This window comes from Paracoccus sp. PARArs4, from assembly GCF_947311865.1.
Classification (GTDB): domain Bacteria; phylum Pseudomonadota; class Alphaproteobacteria; order Rhodobacterales; family Rhodobacteraceae; genus Paracoccus; species Paracoccus zeaxanthinifaciens.
In genome coordinates, this window is record NZ_CAMZMW010000007.1 from 26,726 (window position 1) to 39,797 (window position 13,072).

A 13,072-nucleotide genomic window follows, 5' to 3' on the forward strand; every position below is an offset into this window, starting at 1 on the left:
GCGCCGCTCCGCGCATCAGTCCTCGTCCTCGAAGTCGTCGTCGTCCCAATCGACATCGTCCCAGTCGAAGGCGGGCGCGTCCTTGGCGAACAGCTCGGGGAAGGCGGCCTCGGCTGCGGCCATGTCGACCTGCAGCAGTTGGTCGTAATCGGCGGGGTCGAACTCGCCTACGGGCTTGACCTCTCGGCCGATCAGCCAGGACAGGCGTCCGGCGTCCAGGTTGCCGCGCTCGAACGGTTCTTCGCCGAAATTGGCGATCAGCGCAGACAGGAAGCCCGCATCGGCCTTCTTGTCGGCCGGCTTGCGGTCCTTGAAGCGCTCTCGTCGCTGGATGGGCGTCGCGCCCTTCTTGCGGTTCTCGCGTCGGATGGTGAACTGGAAATCGGTACCGGGCAGGCGCCCGGGAAATCCGCGATGCTTCAGCATGGCTTCGCCCCTTCGGATTGGTGGTGAGGGGCGGCTGCGCGCGGGCAGGGTGACCGCCCGCACGTCTGGATCAGGCGGTTCGGATCAGCCGAACTTGCCCTGGTAGACCGGCTCGGTCGTGACCGGGTTGACGGCAGCGGGTGCTGCCGGCGCGGTCGGGACATAGACTTCGGGCTGCTGGCGCTGGCAAGCGGCGAAGGCCGACACCAGGACGAGGCCGAGAACGATTCGCTTCGACATGAATTCATGCTCCTGTAAGGCGGACGTTGTTGCGTCCGGCTGCTCGGTTTGAGACCGCTCCGATGCCGGAGCTGCCTGCGCAGGATCATACCGCCGCCCGGCCACCCCAGACAGGAGCCGCGCGCGGGGCGCGTCAGAACCGTGCCCCCCTGTGGCGCGGCTGCATCATTCACGAGGTTGTGCATGGACCCGGTCATCGTTCGTCACAGCGGGATGTTGTCGTGCTTCTTCCACGGGTTCGCCAGCTGCTTGCCACGCAACGCGGCAAAGGCGCGGGCGACGCGCTTGCGGGTCGAACGCGGCTGGATCACCTCGTCGATGAAGCCCTTCTCGGCGGCGACGAAGGGGTTGGCGAAGCGGTCCTCGTAATCCTTCGTGCGGGCCGCGATCTTGTCCTTGTCGCCCAGTTCGCTGCGATAGAGGATCTCGACCGCGCCCTTGGCGCCCATCACCGCGATTTCCGCCGTGGGCCAGGCATAGTTGAAATCGCCCCGCAGATGCTTCGAGGACATCACGTCATAGGCCCCGCCATAGGCCTTGCGGGTGATGACCGTCACCTTCGGAACCGTCGCCTCGCCATAGGCGAACAGCAGCTTCGCCCCATGCTTGATGACGCCGCCATATTCCTGGGCCGTTCCCGGCAGGAAGCCCGGCACGTCGACCAGCGTCAGGATCGGGATCTCGAACGCGTCGCAGAAGCGGACGAAGCGCGCGGCCTTGCGAGAGCTGTCGATGTCCAGGCAGCCCGCCAGCACCATCGGCTGGTTCGCGACGACGCCGACGGTCTGCCCCTCGATCCGGACGAAGCCGATGACGATGTTGGCGGCGAAATCCTTCTGGATCTCGTAGAAGTCGCCCTCGTCCGCCAGCTTGGCGATCAGCTCCTTCATGTCGTAGGGCTGGTTCGGGTTGTCGGGGATCAGCGTGTCCAGGCTGGGTTCGATCCGCGACGGATCGTCGAAGAATGGGCGGGTGGGCGCCTTCTCGCGGTTGTTCAGCGGCAGGAAGTCGAACAGGCGGCGGATCTCGGACAGGGCCTCGACATCGTTCTGGAACGCGCCATCCGCGACCGAGGATTTCCTAGTATGCGTGGATGCGCCGCCCAGTTCCTCGGCGGTGACGACCTCGTTGGTGACGGTCTTGACCACATCGGGGCCCGTCACGAACATGTAGGACGTGTCCTGGACCATGAAGATGAAGTCGGTCATGGCGGGGGAATAGACCGCCCCGCCTGCGCAGGGGCCCATGATGACGCTGATCTGCGGGACCACGCCCGAGGCCATGACGTTGCGCTGGAACACCTCGGCATAGCCGGCAAGGCTGGCGACGCCTTCCTGGATGCGCGCGCCCCCGCTGTCGTTGATGCCGATGACCGGCGCGCCGTTCTGCATCGCCATGTCCATGATCTTGCAGATCTTCTGCGCATGGGTTTCCGACAGCGACCCGCCGAAGACGGTGAAGTCCTGGCTGAACACATAGACCATGCGCCCGTTGATCGTGCCCCAGCCCGTCACGACGCCGTCGCCATAGGGGCGGTCGTCCTGCATCCCGAAATCGGTCGAGCGGTGGGCCACGAACATGTCGAACTCTTCGAAGCTGTCCTCGTCGACCAGCAATTCGATCCGTTCGCGCGCGGTCAGCTTGCCGCGGGCATGCTGCGCGTCGATCCGGCGCTGGCCGCCGCCGAGCCGCGCCTGTTCGCGGCGGCGTTCAAGCTCTTCAAGAATGTCCTTCATGGAAGCTCCTCTTGGTCCGACATCGCGACGGTAGCCCCGAACCGGTTGGGCCGCCAAGGAAAATCGGGAAAATTTGCAAACTATGCGGGCAGGGCGGATCGCAAATCGCAAAGGTGCAAATGGCGCATGCCGGAACCACTTGACGCGGCAGGGCAAGGGGGGCAGTCAATCCCGCATGGGTTTGCAGATCGATATTCAGGCCATCCTGGCCAATCACGCCGCACTGGCCGCCAAGGCGCCCGGTGCACGGGCCGCAGCCGTCGTCAAGGCCGACGCATACGGGCTGGGGGCCGCGAAGGTCGCCCCCGCGCTGTATGACAGCGGCGTGCGCGACTTCTTCGTGGCGCTGGCCTCCGAGGGGCGCGCGCTGCGTCCGCTTCTGCCCGACGACGCGGTGATCAACATCCTGTCGGGACACATGGAGGGCGAGGACCTGACCGGCCTGGTGCCCGTCCTGAACAGCCCCGAGCAGTTCTTCCGCGACCGCGCCATGCGTCCGGGCAAGCCCTTCGCGATCCAGCTGGACAGCGGCATGAACCGCCTGGGGATGGAGGCCGCCGAATGGGCCGCCATCCGCGACGAGGCGGTGGCCGCCGGTCCCGCCTTCATCATGTCGCACCTTGCCTGCGCCGATGAGCCCGACCACCCCGCCAATGCTGCGCAGCTCAAGGCCTTCCGCGAGATGACGGAAGGCTGCGGCGTGCCGCGTTCGCTGGCGGCGACGGGCGGCATCCTGCTGGGTCCGGATTACCATTTCGACCTGGTCCGGCCCGGCGTCGGGCTCTATGGCGGCATGCCCTTCGCCGATGCGCGTCCGGTCGTGCGCCTGTCGCTGCGCGTGATCCAGACGCGCGACGTGAAGGCGGGCGAGATGGTCGGTTATGGCGCGACGTGGCATGCCGAACGCGACAGCCGGATCGCGACGGTCGATGCGGGCTATGCCGATGGCATCCTGCGTGCATTGTCCTCCAGCGGGGCGTCGGTCTTTGCGGGCGGCGTCGCGTGCCCCATCGTCGGGCGCGTCTCGATGGACCTGATCACGGTGGATGTGACCGCGCTGGACAGCGTTCCGGACCGGCTGGACCTGATCTGTCCCGAACAGCCCATCGACACGGTCGCGGATCACGCAGGCACCATCGGATACGAGATCCTGACGGCGCTGCGCCAGCGTTACCAGCGGACCTATCTGTGAACCCAGTCCGGCTGATCGGACGCCACGCGATCGCCTCGCTACGCGGCATCGGGGCGGTCGCGCTGTTCGCCCTGCGCGGCCTGCTGGGTCTGCGCCCTTCGGGGATGCCCGAGCTGGGGCGCCAGATCTTCCAGATCGGCTGGCTGTCGCTGCCCGTGGTCGGGCTGACCGCGCTGTTCACCGGAGCCGCGCTGGCCCTGCAGATCCATTCCGGGGGCGAGCGTTTCCAGGCCACCGATGTCGTTCCCGCCATCGTCGCGATCGGCATGGTGCGCGAACTCGGCCCCGTGCTGGGCGGCCTGATGGTCGCGGCTCGCGTCGCCAGCAGCATCGCCGCCGAGATCGGGACCATGCGCGTCACCGAACAGATCGACGCGCTGGTGACCCTCTCGACGGACCCGCTGCGCTGGCTGGTGACGCCGCGACTGTGGGCGGCGATCGTCTCGGTTCCGGTGCTGGTCGCGGTTGGCGACATCATCGGGATCATGGGCGGCTGGCTGGTCGGGACGAACTCGCTCGGGTTCGTGTCGTCGCGCTATGTCGCGGACAGCTGGGCCTATCTGCAGGCGTGGGACATCGCGTCGGGGCTGCTGAAGGGGGCGGCCTTCGGGCTGATCGTCGCGCTGTCGGGATGCTGGTTCGGGATGCGCGCGGGCAGGGGCGCGGCAGGGGTCGGGCGTGCCACGACCGGTGCCGTCGTCGCCGCCGCCGTCGGCATCCTTGCCGCGAATTTCGTGCTGACGGGGATCTTCTTCGAATGATCGGGATCCGCGGCCTGACGAAATCCTTCGGCGCGAAACCGGTGCTCCGCGGCGTCGATCTGCATGTCGACGCAGGCCAGAGCCTGTGTGTCATCGGCCAGTCCGGCACCGGCAAATCCGTGCTTCTGCGCTGCATTCTTGGCCTCGAACATCCCGATGCGGGGCAGGTGACATGGAACGGCCAGCCGCTGGATGCGCGGCGCATGCCCGAATTCCTAGCGGGGTTCGGGATGCTGTTCCAGGGCGCCGCGCTGTTCGACAGCCTTCCGGTCTGGCAGAACGTCGCCTTTCGCCTGCGCCGCCGGATACCCGCATCCCGTGCGCGCGCCATCGCGCTGGAGAAGCTGGCCCGCGTCGGCCTCCCGCCCGAGACCGCGGACCTGATGCCCGCGCAGCTGTCGGGCGGCATGGCCAAGCGGGCAGGGCTTGCCCGTGCAATCGCCGACGATCCGAAGGTGATCTTCTTCGACGAGCCGACGACCGGGCTGGACCCGATCCGCGCGCGGGAAATCGACGCGCTGATCCGCGACATCGTCCGCGATCAGGGGGCGACGGCGATCACCATCACCCACGACATGGCGTCCGTGCGCAAGATTGGCGACCGCGTGGCGCTTTTGCAAGCGGGACGTATCGTCCATGACGGTCCGGTTTCCGAAATGGACACGGCCCCGGCGCTTGCGGCCTTTCTTCAGGCGTGATGCAACCCCGCGCGGCTGCCTGCCGTTTCATCAAATGGCATGTCCGCATGCCCTTGCAAGAATCCTTCCCGATTGCCACCATTGGGTAAATCGCCTGAGCAGGAGAGAGATTTGGGCCTTTCGCCGACGCCCCCCGTCACCACCCCCGCCGCGGAAACCCTGCTGGAATTCCCCGACAACCGGCTGCTGATCGACCTGTGCGGTGCCAATGACCGGCATCTTGCACGCATCGAGGAGGCGCTTGGCGTGCATATCCTGCGCCGTGGCAACCAGCTGGCCGTCGTGGGCGGCCCCGAGGCCCAGGCCGAGGCCGCGCAGCTTCTGAACGGCCTCTATGCCCGTCTGGAACAGCACAAGCCCGTCAGCCTGGCCGAGGTCGAGGCAGCGCTGCGCATGGGTGTCGAACCCAGCCCCGAGGTCAGCCCCGACGAGCAGCTGGAGATGTTCGCGCAGGGCAATTACGAGCTGCGCACCCGCAAGAAATCGGTCGAGCCGCGCACGGATGCGCAGAAGGCCTATGTCCGGTCGCTGTTCCAGAACGAACTGGCCTTCGGCATCGGGCCTGCGGGCACCGGCAAGACCTATCTTGCCGTCGCGGTCGGCGTCACCATGCTGATCGGCGGCCATGTCGACAAGATCATCCTGTCGCGCCCCGCCGTCGAGGCGGGCGAGCGGCTGGGCTTCCTTCCCGGCGACATGAAGGAGAAGGTCGATCCCTACATGCAGCCGCTCTATGATGCGCTGAACGACTTCCTTCCGGCCAAGCAGATGCAGAAGCTGGTCGAGGAGAAGCGCATCGAGATCGCGCCCCTGGCCTTCATGCGCGGTCGCACCCTGGCCCGCGCCTTCGTCGTGCTGGACGAGGCCCAGAACGCCAGCAGCATGCAGATGAAGATGTTCCTGACCCGTCTGGGCGAAGGGTCGCGCATGGTCATCACCGGCGACCGCACCCAGATCGACCTGCCGCGCGGCATGGAATCGGGCCTTGTAGACGCGGAACGCATCCTCAAGGGCGTGAACGGGATCAGCTTCAGCTACTTCACGGCGGATGACGTCGTGCGTCACCCGCTTGTCGCGCGCATCATCAAGGCGTATGACGCCGAGGAAGCCACGGCGCTTGCCGGCGGCAAAGAGGAAGGGCGTGGGCAATATGTCCCCCGCCGAGCAATGCGAAACGATGCCTGACCAGATTACGGCCGATTGCGTCATCGAGGACGAACGATGGGAGGCCGCGGGGCTTGAAGCCCTTGCGGCCCGCGCCGTCACCGCCGCGCTGGAATGGCACGAGATCGGCGGCGAAGTCGTGGTCATGGGCTGCGACGACGCCCGCATCGCCGCGCTGAACGCCGATTTCCGGGGCAAGCCCCGCGCGACCAACGTGCTGTCGTGGCCGGGGGTCGAGCATGTCCCCCATGAACCCGGCGAGATGCCCGAACTGCCCGACGAGGAAGAGCTTGGCGACATCGCCATCGCCTTCGAGACCTGCGAGGCCGAGGCCCGCGACCAGGGCAAGCCCTTCGCCGATCACGTCCAGCATCTTCTGGTCCATGCGACCCTGCATCTGCTGGGCTACGACCACGAGAACGACCCCGACGCCGAGCGGATGGAACAGGCCGAGCGCCTGATCCTTGAAACGCTCGATATTCCAGACCCCTACAGGGAGAACCTGCCATGAATTCCGAGGCCCGATTACCCGAAGACGACGAAGAGGGCGAAGACCGCAACTCGCGCGGTTTCTTCGGCCGTTTCTTTGCCGCCTTCAACGGGGCCGAAGAGGATGAGGCCGGCGACGGCGACGGGGACAGCCCCGGCAACCGCGCGCCCGGCCTGATGAACCTGCGCCGGATGCGCGTCGACGATGTCGCGATCCCCAAGGTCGAGATCATCGCCGCGCCGCTGAACGTGACGCTGGACGACCTGGTCACGATGTTCCGCGAACATGGCTTCTCGCGCATTCCGGTTTTCCGCGGTACGCTGGACAGCCCCCTCGGGCTGATCCACCTCAAGGATCTGGCGTTGAAGCACGGCTTCGGGCAGGGCGGCAAGTTCACGCTGCGCCCGATGCTGCGCCCGCTTCTGTACGTGCCGCCCTCGATGCCGATCGGCGTGCTGCTGCAGCAGATGCAGCAGAAGCGCAGCCACATGGCGCTGGTGATCGACGAATATGGCGGGGTGGACGGCCTTGTGACCATCGAGGACCTTATCGAACAGGTCATCGGCGAGATCGAGGACGAGCATGACGAGGAGGAAGCCGGTCTCTGGGTCCACGAGAAGACCGGGCAGTGGCTGTTCCAGGCGAAGGCCGGCCTTGGCGATGTCGAGGAAGAGACAGGGATGAAGCTGCTCGACAGCGAGGTCGAGGAAGAGGTGGACACGCTTGGCGGCCTGATCTTCATGCTGACCGGTCGCGTCCCCCTGCGCGGAGAGGTGATCACCCACGATTCCGGCGCCGAGTTCGAGGTGGTCGATGCCGATCCCCGTCGCATCAAGCGCGTGCGGATGCGCCTGCCAAGCGTGGCGACCCCGTCCGAACGCGAAGTGAAGCAGGAAGAACCGAGCTAGACCCCGGCGAAGCGTTCCAGTGCCCCCTGCCAGAAGATCTCCTTCAGGTCGGGGGTTTCCATCATCACCTCGTGGCGGGCGCCCTCGATCATCAGCAGGCGTCCGTCCGGCCAGTTCGCGGCGCGGTCGCGGATGGCCTGATGCGACACGATCTTCTCCTCGGACCCCAGCGAGACCGTCATCGGGATCGCGGGCGACGGGATGCGGGACAGCCGCGCGCATTCGTTCAGCGCCTTGCCCACCCAGTCGAAGCTGGCGCCGCCGATGGTCAGGTCCGGCCATGCCGCGCATTGGCGCAGCAGGCGCGACCATTCGTCCACGTCATGGGTCAGCAGGTTGGCGTTGAAGCTTTCGTCCAGCGGATAGGTCGATGCCCCGCCGCCGCTGCCGGGGGCGGCCAGTCCACCGCGACCCAGCCGTCCGGCCAGATAGGCGATGCCCGTCGCGATGCCGGTATGGAACCGGCGCAGGTTGATCCCCCACATCGGGGCCGAGAAGACCGCAGTCCGGACCGGCAGCCCAGCTTCCAGCGCCGCAAGCCCGATGCAGCCGCCCATCGAATGACCCAGAAGGTGCCAGGGCTTCGGCAGCTCCAGCTCCTCGGCGGCGACGACCAGTTCGATCACGTCGCGCTGGTAGTCGGCGAATTCGCCGACATGGCCGGGGCGCGGATCGGACTGCAGCCGGTCGGACATGCCCTGGCCGCGCCAGTCGATGGCGATCACGTCATAGCCCTCGGCATTCAGCCGCGCGGCGACGGTTCCGTATTTCTCGACATATTCGGTGCGGCCGGGGAACAGCAGGATGCTGCCCCGGGCCGCCGTCTCGCAGGGCCAATGGGCCGTGCGAAGCCGCACCCCGTCATCCGCCTGCAGCCAGAAGGCCCTTGCCGGAACCTCGGGGCTGCCATCCAGGCGGTTGAAGGGTGCGGGCTGCATGGATCAGGACAGCTTCTGGCCCAGGGCCATCGCGACGCCCATCGAGCCGTCGATCTTCAGCTTGCCGGTCATGAAGGCGGTCGCGGGGTTCACGTCGCCGTTCAGGATACCCTCGAACACGTCGCGCGTGGCAGTCAGGGTCACGTCGGCCTCTTCGTCGCCTTCGCGCACGCCGGCCTCGTCGATCATGATCGCGCCTTCGTCTTCGATCACGAATTTCGCGGTCGAATCGAAGCTGTCGATCTTCTGGCCCAGTTTCTCGACGGCCTTGGTCACAACATCGCTCATTTTCTTCCTTTCAGCGCGCTTGGTCTGGCGCCCGACATGCGGGCTGGGTTACAGCTGCCGTTATGAGCGCGGATCGTAACGTTTTCCATAATGCCGTCGCGGCACTGCGTCATCGAGTTCTGACGATTTTCATCGTTCTTGCAACCCTGACGACGCCCGCAGCGGCCGATCCGCTGGCCGACGCGTTCGACCGGCTGGCCCGCCCCACGGGCGAGGGCTGGCGCATCGCCGAGGCCGACATCCTGCGTGAATGGTCCCGTTCCGGATCGGCCTCGATGGACGTCCTGCTGCAGCGGGGCGAGGCCGCGCTGGATCAGGGCGACCTTCCGGCGGCCATCGGGCACCTGACCGCGCTGATCGACCATGCGCCCGATTTCGCCGCGGCCTATCAGGCGCGGGCTGCGGCGTTCGCGGCATCCGATCAGGTCGGACCCGCGCTGGCCGACCTGGGGCGCACGCTGGAGCTGGAGCCGCGCCACTTCATCGCCCTGACGCAGCTGGGCGCGATGCTCGAAGAGCTGGGCCAGGAGGACCGCGCGCTGGACGCCTATCGCGCAAGCCTTGCGATCCACCCCCACCAGCAGGAAGCGATCGATGGCGTCGCACGTCTGGAACGCGCGCGCATCGGCACCGATATCTGAGGGCATGAACATGATGACCCGCGGGCGGATCACCGCCATTCTCGGCCCCACGAACACGGGCAAGACCCATCACGCCATCACGCGGATGCTGGCGCACAGGACCGGCGTGATCGGCCTGCCGCTGCGGCTGCTTGCGCGCGAGGTCTATGACCGCATCGTCGCCGCGCGCGGCCCGTCCGTCGTGGCGCTGGTCACCGGCGAGGAACGGATCGTTCCCGATCGCGTGCACTACTGGGTCGCCACGACCGAGGCCATGCCCCAGATCGGCGCGGATTTCGTCGCCATCGACGAGATCCAGCTTTGCGCCGATCCCGAACGCGGCCATGTCTTCACCGACCGCCTGCTGCACATGCGCGGCCTGCAGGAAACGATGTTCTTGGGCAGCGACACGATGCGCCCCGCGATCGCCGCACTGGTCCCCGAGGCGCAATTCGTCCGGCGAGAGCGTTTCTCGACCCTGTCCTGGGCGGGGTCGAAGAAGCTGTCGCGCATGCCCGCACGCAGCGCGGTCGTGGGTTTCAGTGTGGACGACGTCTATGCCACCGCCGAACTGATCCGCCGCCAGAAGGGCGGCTGCGCGGTCGTCATGGGTGCGCTGTCCCCCCGCACGCGCAACGCCCAGGTCGAGATGTACCAGGCCGGAGAGGTCGATTACCTGGTGGCGACCGATGCCATCGGGATGGGCCTGAACCTGGATATCCGGCACGTCGCCTTCAGCGCGACGCACAAGTTCGACGGTCGCCGCGTCCGCGAACTGTTCCCCCATGAACTGGGCCAGATCGCCGGTCGCGCGGGGCGCCACACCGAATCCGGCACCTTCGGCGTGACCGGCGAGGCGCGCATCCTGGACGACGGCCTGATCGAGGCGCTGGAGAACCACCGCTTCGCCCCCATCCAGCGGCTGATGTGGCGCAACCCCAAGCTGGAATTCGGGACGATGGACCGGCTGGTCGCCAGCCTCGAGACCTCGCCCGAGCACGAGATCCTGGTCCGGGGCCGCGAGGCCGACGACCTGGGCGCGCTGAAGATCCTGCGAGAGATCCCCGAGATCCGCGACCGCGTGCAGAACGGCCGCGACGTGAAGCTGCTGTGGGATGTCTGCCGGGTTCCCGATTTCCGCGGCATCTCGTCGATGGAACATGCCACGCTGCTGCAGCGGATCTTCGGTTTCCTTCAGGAAGGAACGATTCCCGCCGAGTGGCTGGAGAAGGCCATCCGCCGGATCGACCGGACCCATGGCGATATCGACGCCATATCCAAGAGATTGGCGTATATTCGCACATGGACCTATGTCGCGCAAAGAAGCGGCTGGGTTCAGGACGAAAAGCATTGGCGCGCGGAAACTCGCGCTGTAGAAGACCGCCTGTCAGATGCGCTGCACGCGGCGCTGACGCAACGATTTGTGGACCGGCGCACATCAGTGCTTCTGCGCCGGCTCAAGCAGAAGGAGAGCCTTGTGGCCGAAGTGAACGATAAGGGCGAAGTGTCGGTCGAGGGCGAATTCGCCGGCCGGCTGGAAGGCTTCCGCTTCCGCCCCGACCAGACCGCGACGGCGGACGAGGCGAAGATGCTGAACCGCGCAAGCTACGAGGCGCTGCGCCCGGAATTCCACCTGCGCGCGGACCGCTTCTACAACGCGCCCGACACCGAGATGGACTTTACCGAGCAGGGCGGCCTCATGTGGGGCGACGCGGCCGTGGGCAAGCTGGTCCGCGGGTCGGACCCGCTGAACCCCGGCGTCGAGGCCTTCGTCGATGACGAGGCCGGTGCCGACATCGCCGAGAAGGTGCGCCGCCGCCTGCAGCATTTCATCGACCGCAAGGTCGCGGCCCTGTTCGAGCCGCTTCTGGTCATGAGCAAGGACGAGGCCCTGACCGGCCTTGCGCGCGGCTTCGCGTTCCGCATGGTCGAGGCCCTTGGCGTCCTGCCGCGCGACGGCGTCGCGAACGAGGTCAAGGAGCTGGACCAGGAGGCCCGCGGCCAGCTGCGCAAGCACGGCGTCCGCTTCGGCCAGTTCACCATCTTCATGCCCGCGCTGCTGAAGCCCGCGCCGACGCGCCTGCGCCTGGTGCTGTGGTCGCTGCACGAGGGGCTTGCCGAATTCCCCGAAAGCCCCCCGCCGGGCCTGGTCACCATTCCGCATCTGCCGGACCTGGCCGATACGGTCTACACGCTGTCGGGCTATCGTCCCGCGGGCGAGCGTGCGATCCGCATCGACATGCTGGAGCGTCTGGCCGACCTTCTGCGCGCGCAGGACACGCGCGGCGGCTTCGAGGCGAATCCCGACATGCTGTCGATCACGGGCATGACGCTGGAACAGTTCGCGGGCCTGATGCAGGGCCTGGGCTATGCCGCCGAGAAGGGCGAGCGTCCGAAGGCCAAGGCGGCCCCGGTCACCGAGGCCCCGGCACAGGGCGATGCCCCCATGACCGAAGAGGAATCGGTGCTTGCCGCCGAGACCCGCGCGAAATGGGAGGCCGAGCAGGCCGAGAAGCGGGCAGCCGAAGGCGAGGCCGAGGAAGCCCCCGCCGAGGTCGAGAACGAGGTCTTCTATACCTTCCGTTGGGCGCCCAAGCCGCGCGGCAACCGTCGCCCTCAGGGCGATCGTCCGCAGGGTCAGGGCCGTCGCGGCCAGAAGGACGGTGCACCGCGCGGTGAACGCCGCGAAGGGCAGGGCGGCAAGCCCGCGCGCAAGGGCAAGGGCGGCAAGCCTGCATCGCAGGCGCCCAAGACCTATTCCTCGCGCCCCGAGAAGAAAGCCGATCCCGACAGCCCCTTCGCGATCCTCGCGCAGCTGAAGGACCAGAAGTAAGTTGGATGCGCAGCCCGGCCTCCGGCTGGACAAGTGGCTTTTCCACGCCCGCCTCTTCAAGACGCGCGGCCTTGCGGCCGGACGGATCGAAGGGGGCGGGCTGCGCATCAACGGTCAGCCTTGCCGCAAGCCCGGCAAGGCCGTCCGTCCCGGCGACGTGCTGACCCTGTCGGCGCATGGCCGCGTCCGCACCCTGACGGTGGTGGCCCTGGGCGATCGCCGCGGTCCGGCCCCCGAGGCGCAGGCCCTCTATGCCGAGGCGCAGGACGCGTCTTTTCGCCACCCCGGTCTTGCAAGCGATCAGGCACAGGCGTAATCAGCGCCCCGGACCCAACGGAGCGTGACATGACCTACGTCGTGACTGACAACTGCATCATGTGCAAATACACCGATTGCGTGGAGGTATGTCCCGTCGACTGCTTCTACGAGGGTGAGAACACGCTGGTCATCCATCCCGACGAATGCATCGATTGCGGCGTCTGCGAACCCGAATGCCCCGCCGATGCGATCCGCCCCGATACCGAGCCGGACATGGAGCAGTGGGTCGAGTTCAACCGCAAGTATTCCGAGCAATGGCCGGTCCTGACCCAGAAGAAGGACCCGATGCCCCAGGCCGCCGAGATGGACGGCGTGGAAGGCAAGCTCGAGAAATACTTCTCGGAGGCACCGGGCGAAGGGGACTGATCCCCGCGCCAAGGTGACGGTCCGCACCCGCCCATCCGTGGCCAGGGTGCCCTTCATGCGTCGAGAGCGCTTTTTTCGGCGTCATTTTTGTGTT

Annotated in this window: 15 protein-coding genes; 10 read left to right on the forward strand and 5 right to left on the reverse strand. The window is 67.0% G+C overall.

The window, feature by feature from the left end; all coding sequences use genetic code 11:
* Positions 1-15: 15 nt before the first annotated feature.
* The 3 genes from QMZ16_RS07335 to QMZ16_RS07345 all read right to left on the reverse strand — a co-directional run bounded on the left by QMZ16_RS07335 (position 16) and on the right by QMZ16_RS07345 (position 2,402).
* The gene (locus QMZ16_RS07335) at positions 16-426 is read right to left on the reverse strand and encodes a hypothetical protein (RefSeq protein WP_022706681.1); all 411 of its coding nucleotides are present in this window, start codon (positions 424-426) and stop codon (positions 16-18) included.
* Between the two features lie 84 nt (positions 427-510).
* Positions 511-666, reverse strand: a complete 156-nt coding sequence (locus QMZ16_RS07340) for a hypothetical protein (protein ID WP_022706680.1) — start codon at positions 664-666, stop codon at positions 511-513.
* A gap of 203 nt (positions 667-869) precedes the next feature.
* Positions 870-2,402: an acyl-CoA carboxylase subunit beta gene (locus QMZ16_RS07345; protein ID WP_282602735.1), complete on the reverse strand. Its 1,533-nt coding sequence runs from the start codon at positions 2,400-2,402 to the stop codon at positions 870-872.
* A gap of 175 nt (positions 2,403-2,577) precedes the next feature.
* On the opposite strand from QMZ16_RS07345, the gene alr reads away from it, so the two are divergent.
* From alr to QMZ16_RS07375, 6 genes are all read left to right on the forward strand, one after another.
* On the forward strand, positions 2,578-3,594 hold the full coding sequence (gene alr, locus QMZ16_RS07350; RefSeq protein WP_282602736.1) for an alanine racemase: 1,017 nt from the start codon (positions 2,578-2,580) through the stop codon (positions 3,592-3,594).
* Positions 3,591-4,355: an ABC transporter permease gene (locus QMZ16_RS07355; protein WP_282602737.1), complete on the forward strand. Its 765-nt coding sequence runs from the start codon at positions 3,591-3,593 to the stop codon at positions 4,353-4,355. Before alr ends, QMZ16_RS07355 begins: the two co-directional genes overlap by 4 nt.
* Positions 4,352-5,053 carry an ATP-binding cassette domain-containing protein gene (locus QMZ16_RS07360; protein ID WP_282602738.1) on the forward strand — a complete coding sequence of 234 codons (702 nt, stop codon included), beginning with the start codon at positions 4,352-4,354 and terminating at the stop codon, positions 5,051-5,053. The genes QMZ16_RS07355 and QMZ16_RS07360 overlap by 4 nt, the downstream gene beginning before the upstream one ends.
* 111 nt (positions 5,054-5,164) lie before the next feature.
* Positions 5,165-6,238 carry a PhoH family protein gene (locus QMZ16_RS07365; protein ID WP_022706675.1) on the forward strand — a complete coding sequence of 358 codons (1,074 nt, stop codon included), beginning with the start codon at positions 5,165-5,167 and terminating at the stop codon, positions 6,236-6,238.
* Positions 6,231-6,728 (forward strand): rRNA maturation RNase YbeY, encoded by a 498-nt coding sequence (ybeY, locus tag QMZ16_RS07370; protein WP_282602739.1) that lies wholly within the window; start codon positions 6,231-6,233, stop codon positions 6,726-6,728. The genes QMZ16_RS07365 and ybeY overlap by 8 nt, the downstream gene beginning before the upstream one ends.
* Positions 6,725-7,615 carry a hemolysin family protein gene (locus tag QMZ16_RS07375; protein WP_282602740.1) on the forward strand — a complete coding sequence of 297 codons (891 nt, stop codon included), beginning with the start codon at positions 6,725-6,727 and terminating at the stop codon, positions 7,613-7,615. Before ybeY ends, QMZ16_RS07375 begins: the two co-directional genes overlap by 4 nt.
* Here the strand turns inward: QMZ16_RS07375 and QMZ16_RS07380 are convergent.
* Both QMZ16_RS07380 and QMZ16_RS07385 read right to left on the reverse strand, forming a co-directional pair.
* Positions 7,612-8,553, reverse strand: coding sequence for an alpha/beta hydrolase (locus QMZ16_RS07380; RefSeq protein WP_282602741.1), 942 nt, complete (start codon positions 8,551-8,553; stop codon positions 7,612-7,614). The two genes, QMZ16_RS07375 and QMZ16_RS07380, sit on opposite strands and share 4 nt — an antisense overlap.
* A 3-nt stretch (positions 8,554-8,556) precedes the next feature.
* On the reverse strand, positions 8,557-8,841 hold the full coding sequence (locus QMZ16_RS07385) for an SCP2 sterol-binding domain-containing protein (RefSeq protein ID WP_022706671.1): 285 nt from the start codon (positions 8,839-8,841) through the stop codon (positions 8,557-8,559).
* Positions 8,842-8,903: 62 nt separating this feature from the next.
* Here QMZ16_RS07385 and QMZ16_RS07390 point away from each other — a divergent pair, with 62 nt between their 5' ends.
* The 4 genes from QMZ16_RS07390 to fdxA are packed head-to-tail and all read left to right on the forward strand — an operon-like array spanning position 8,904 to position 12,978.
* Positions 8,904-9,482, forward strand: a complete 579-nt coding sequence (locus QMZ16_RS07390; protein WP_022706670.1) for a tetratricopeptide repeat protein — start codon at positions 8,904-8,906, stop codon at positions 9,480-9,482.
* Positions 9,483-9,492: 10 nt separating this feature from the next.
* Positions 9,493-12,294 carry a helicase-related protein gene (locus QMZ16_RS07395; RefSeq protein WP_282602852.1) on the forward strand — a complete coding sequence of 934 codons (2,802 nt, stop codon included), beginning with the start codon at positions 9,493-9,495 and terminating at the stop codon, positions 12,292-12,294.
* A 1-nt stretch (position 12,295) separates the two neighbouring features.
* Positions 12,296-12,610 carry an RNA-binding S4 domain-containing protein gene (locus QMZ16_RS07400; RefSeq protein WP_282602742.1) on the forward strand — a complete coding sequence of 105 codons (315 nt, stop codon included), beginning with the start codon at positions 12,296-12,298 and terminating at the stop codon, positions 12,608-12,610.
* A gap of 29 nt (positions 12,611-12,639) precedes the next feature.
* A complete protein-coding gene (gene fdxA / locus QMZ16_RS07405) occupies positions 12,640-12,978 on the forward strand; it encodes a ferredoxin FdxA (protein WP_022706667.1) in 339 nt (112 codons plus the stop codon).
* Positions 12,979-13,072 lie beyond the last annotated feature (94 nt).

Coding starts and splice junctions, on each gene's coding strand:
- QMZ16_RS07380 (WP_282602741.1), bottom strand. CDS start 8,553: ATGCAGCCCGCACCCTTCAACCGCCTGGATGGCAGCCCCGAGGTTCCG.
- QMZ16_RS07340 (WP_022706680.1), bottom strand. CDS start 666: ATGTCGAAGCGAATCGTTCTCGGCCTCGTCCTGGTGTCGGCCTTCGCC.
- QMZ16_RS07335 (WP_022706681.1), bottom strand. CDS start 426: ATGCTGAAGCATCGCGGATTTCCCGGGCGCCTGCCCGGTACCGATTTC.
- QMZ16_RS07385 (WP_022706671.1), bottom strand. CDS start 8,841: ATGAGCGATGTTGTGACCAAGGCCGTCGAGAAACTGGGCCAGAAGATC.
- QMZ16_RS07375 (WP_282602740.1), top strand. CDS start 6,725: ATGAATTCCGAGGCCCGATTACCCGAAGACGACGAAGAGGGCGAAGAC.
- ybeY (WP_282602739.1), top strand. CDS start 6,231: ATGCCTGACCAGATTACGGCCGATTGCGTCATCGAGGACGAACGATGG.
- QMZ16_RS07360 (WP_282602738.1), top strand. CDS start 4,352: ATGATCGGGATCCGCGGCCTGACGAAATCCTTCGGCGCGAAACCGGTG.
- QMZ16_RS07390 (WP_022706670.1), top strand. CDS start 8,904: ATGAGCGCGGATCGTAACGTTTTCCATAATGCCGTCGCGGCACTGCGT.
- QMZ16_RS07395 (WP_282602852.1), top strand. CDS start 9,493: ATGATGACCCGCGGGCGGATCACCGCCATTCTCGGCCCCACGAACACG.
- fdxA (WP_022706667.1), top strand. CDS start 12,640: ATGACCTACGTCGTGACTGACAACTGCATCATGTGCAAATACACCGAT.
- alr (WP_282602736.1), top strand. CDS start 2,578: ATGGGTTTGCAGATCGATATTCAGGCCATCCTGGCCAATCACGCCGCA.
- QMZ16_RS07345 (WP_282602735.1), bottom strand. CDS start 2,402: ATGAAGGACATTCTTGAAGAGCTTGAACGCCGCCGCGAACAGGCGCGG.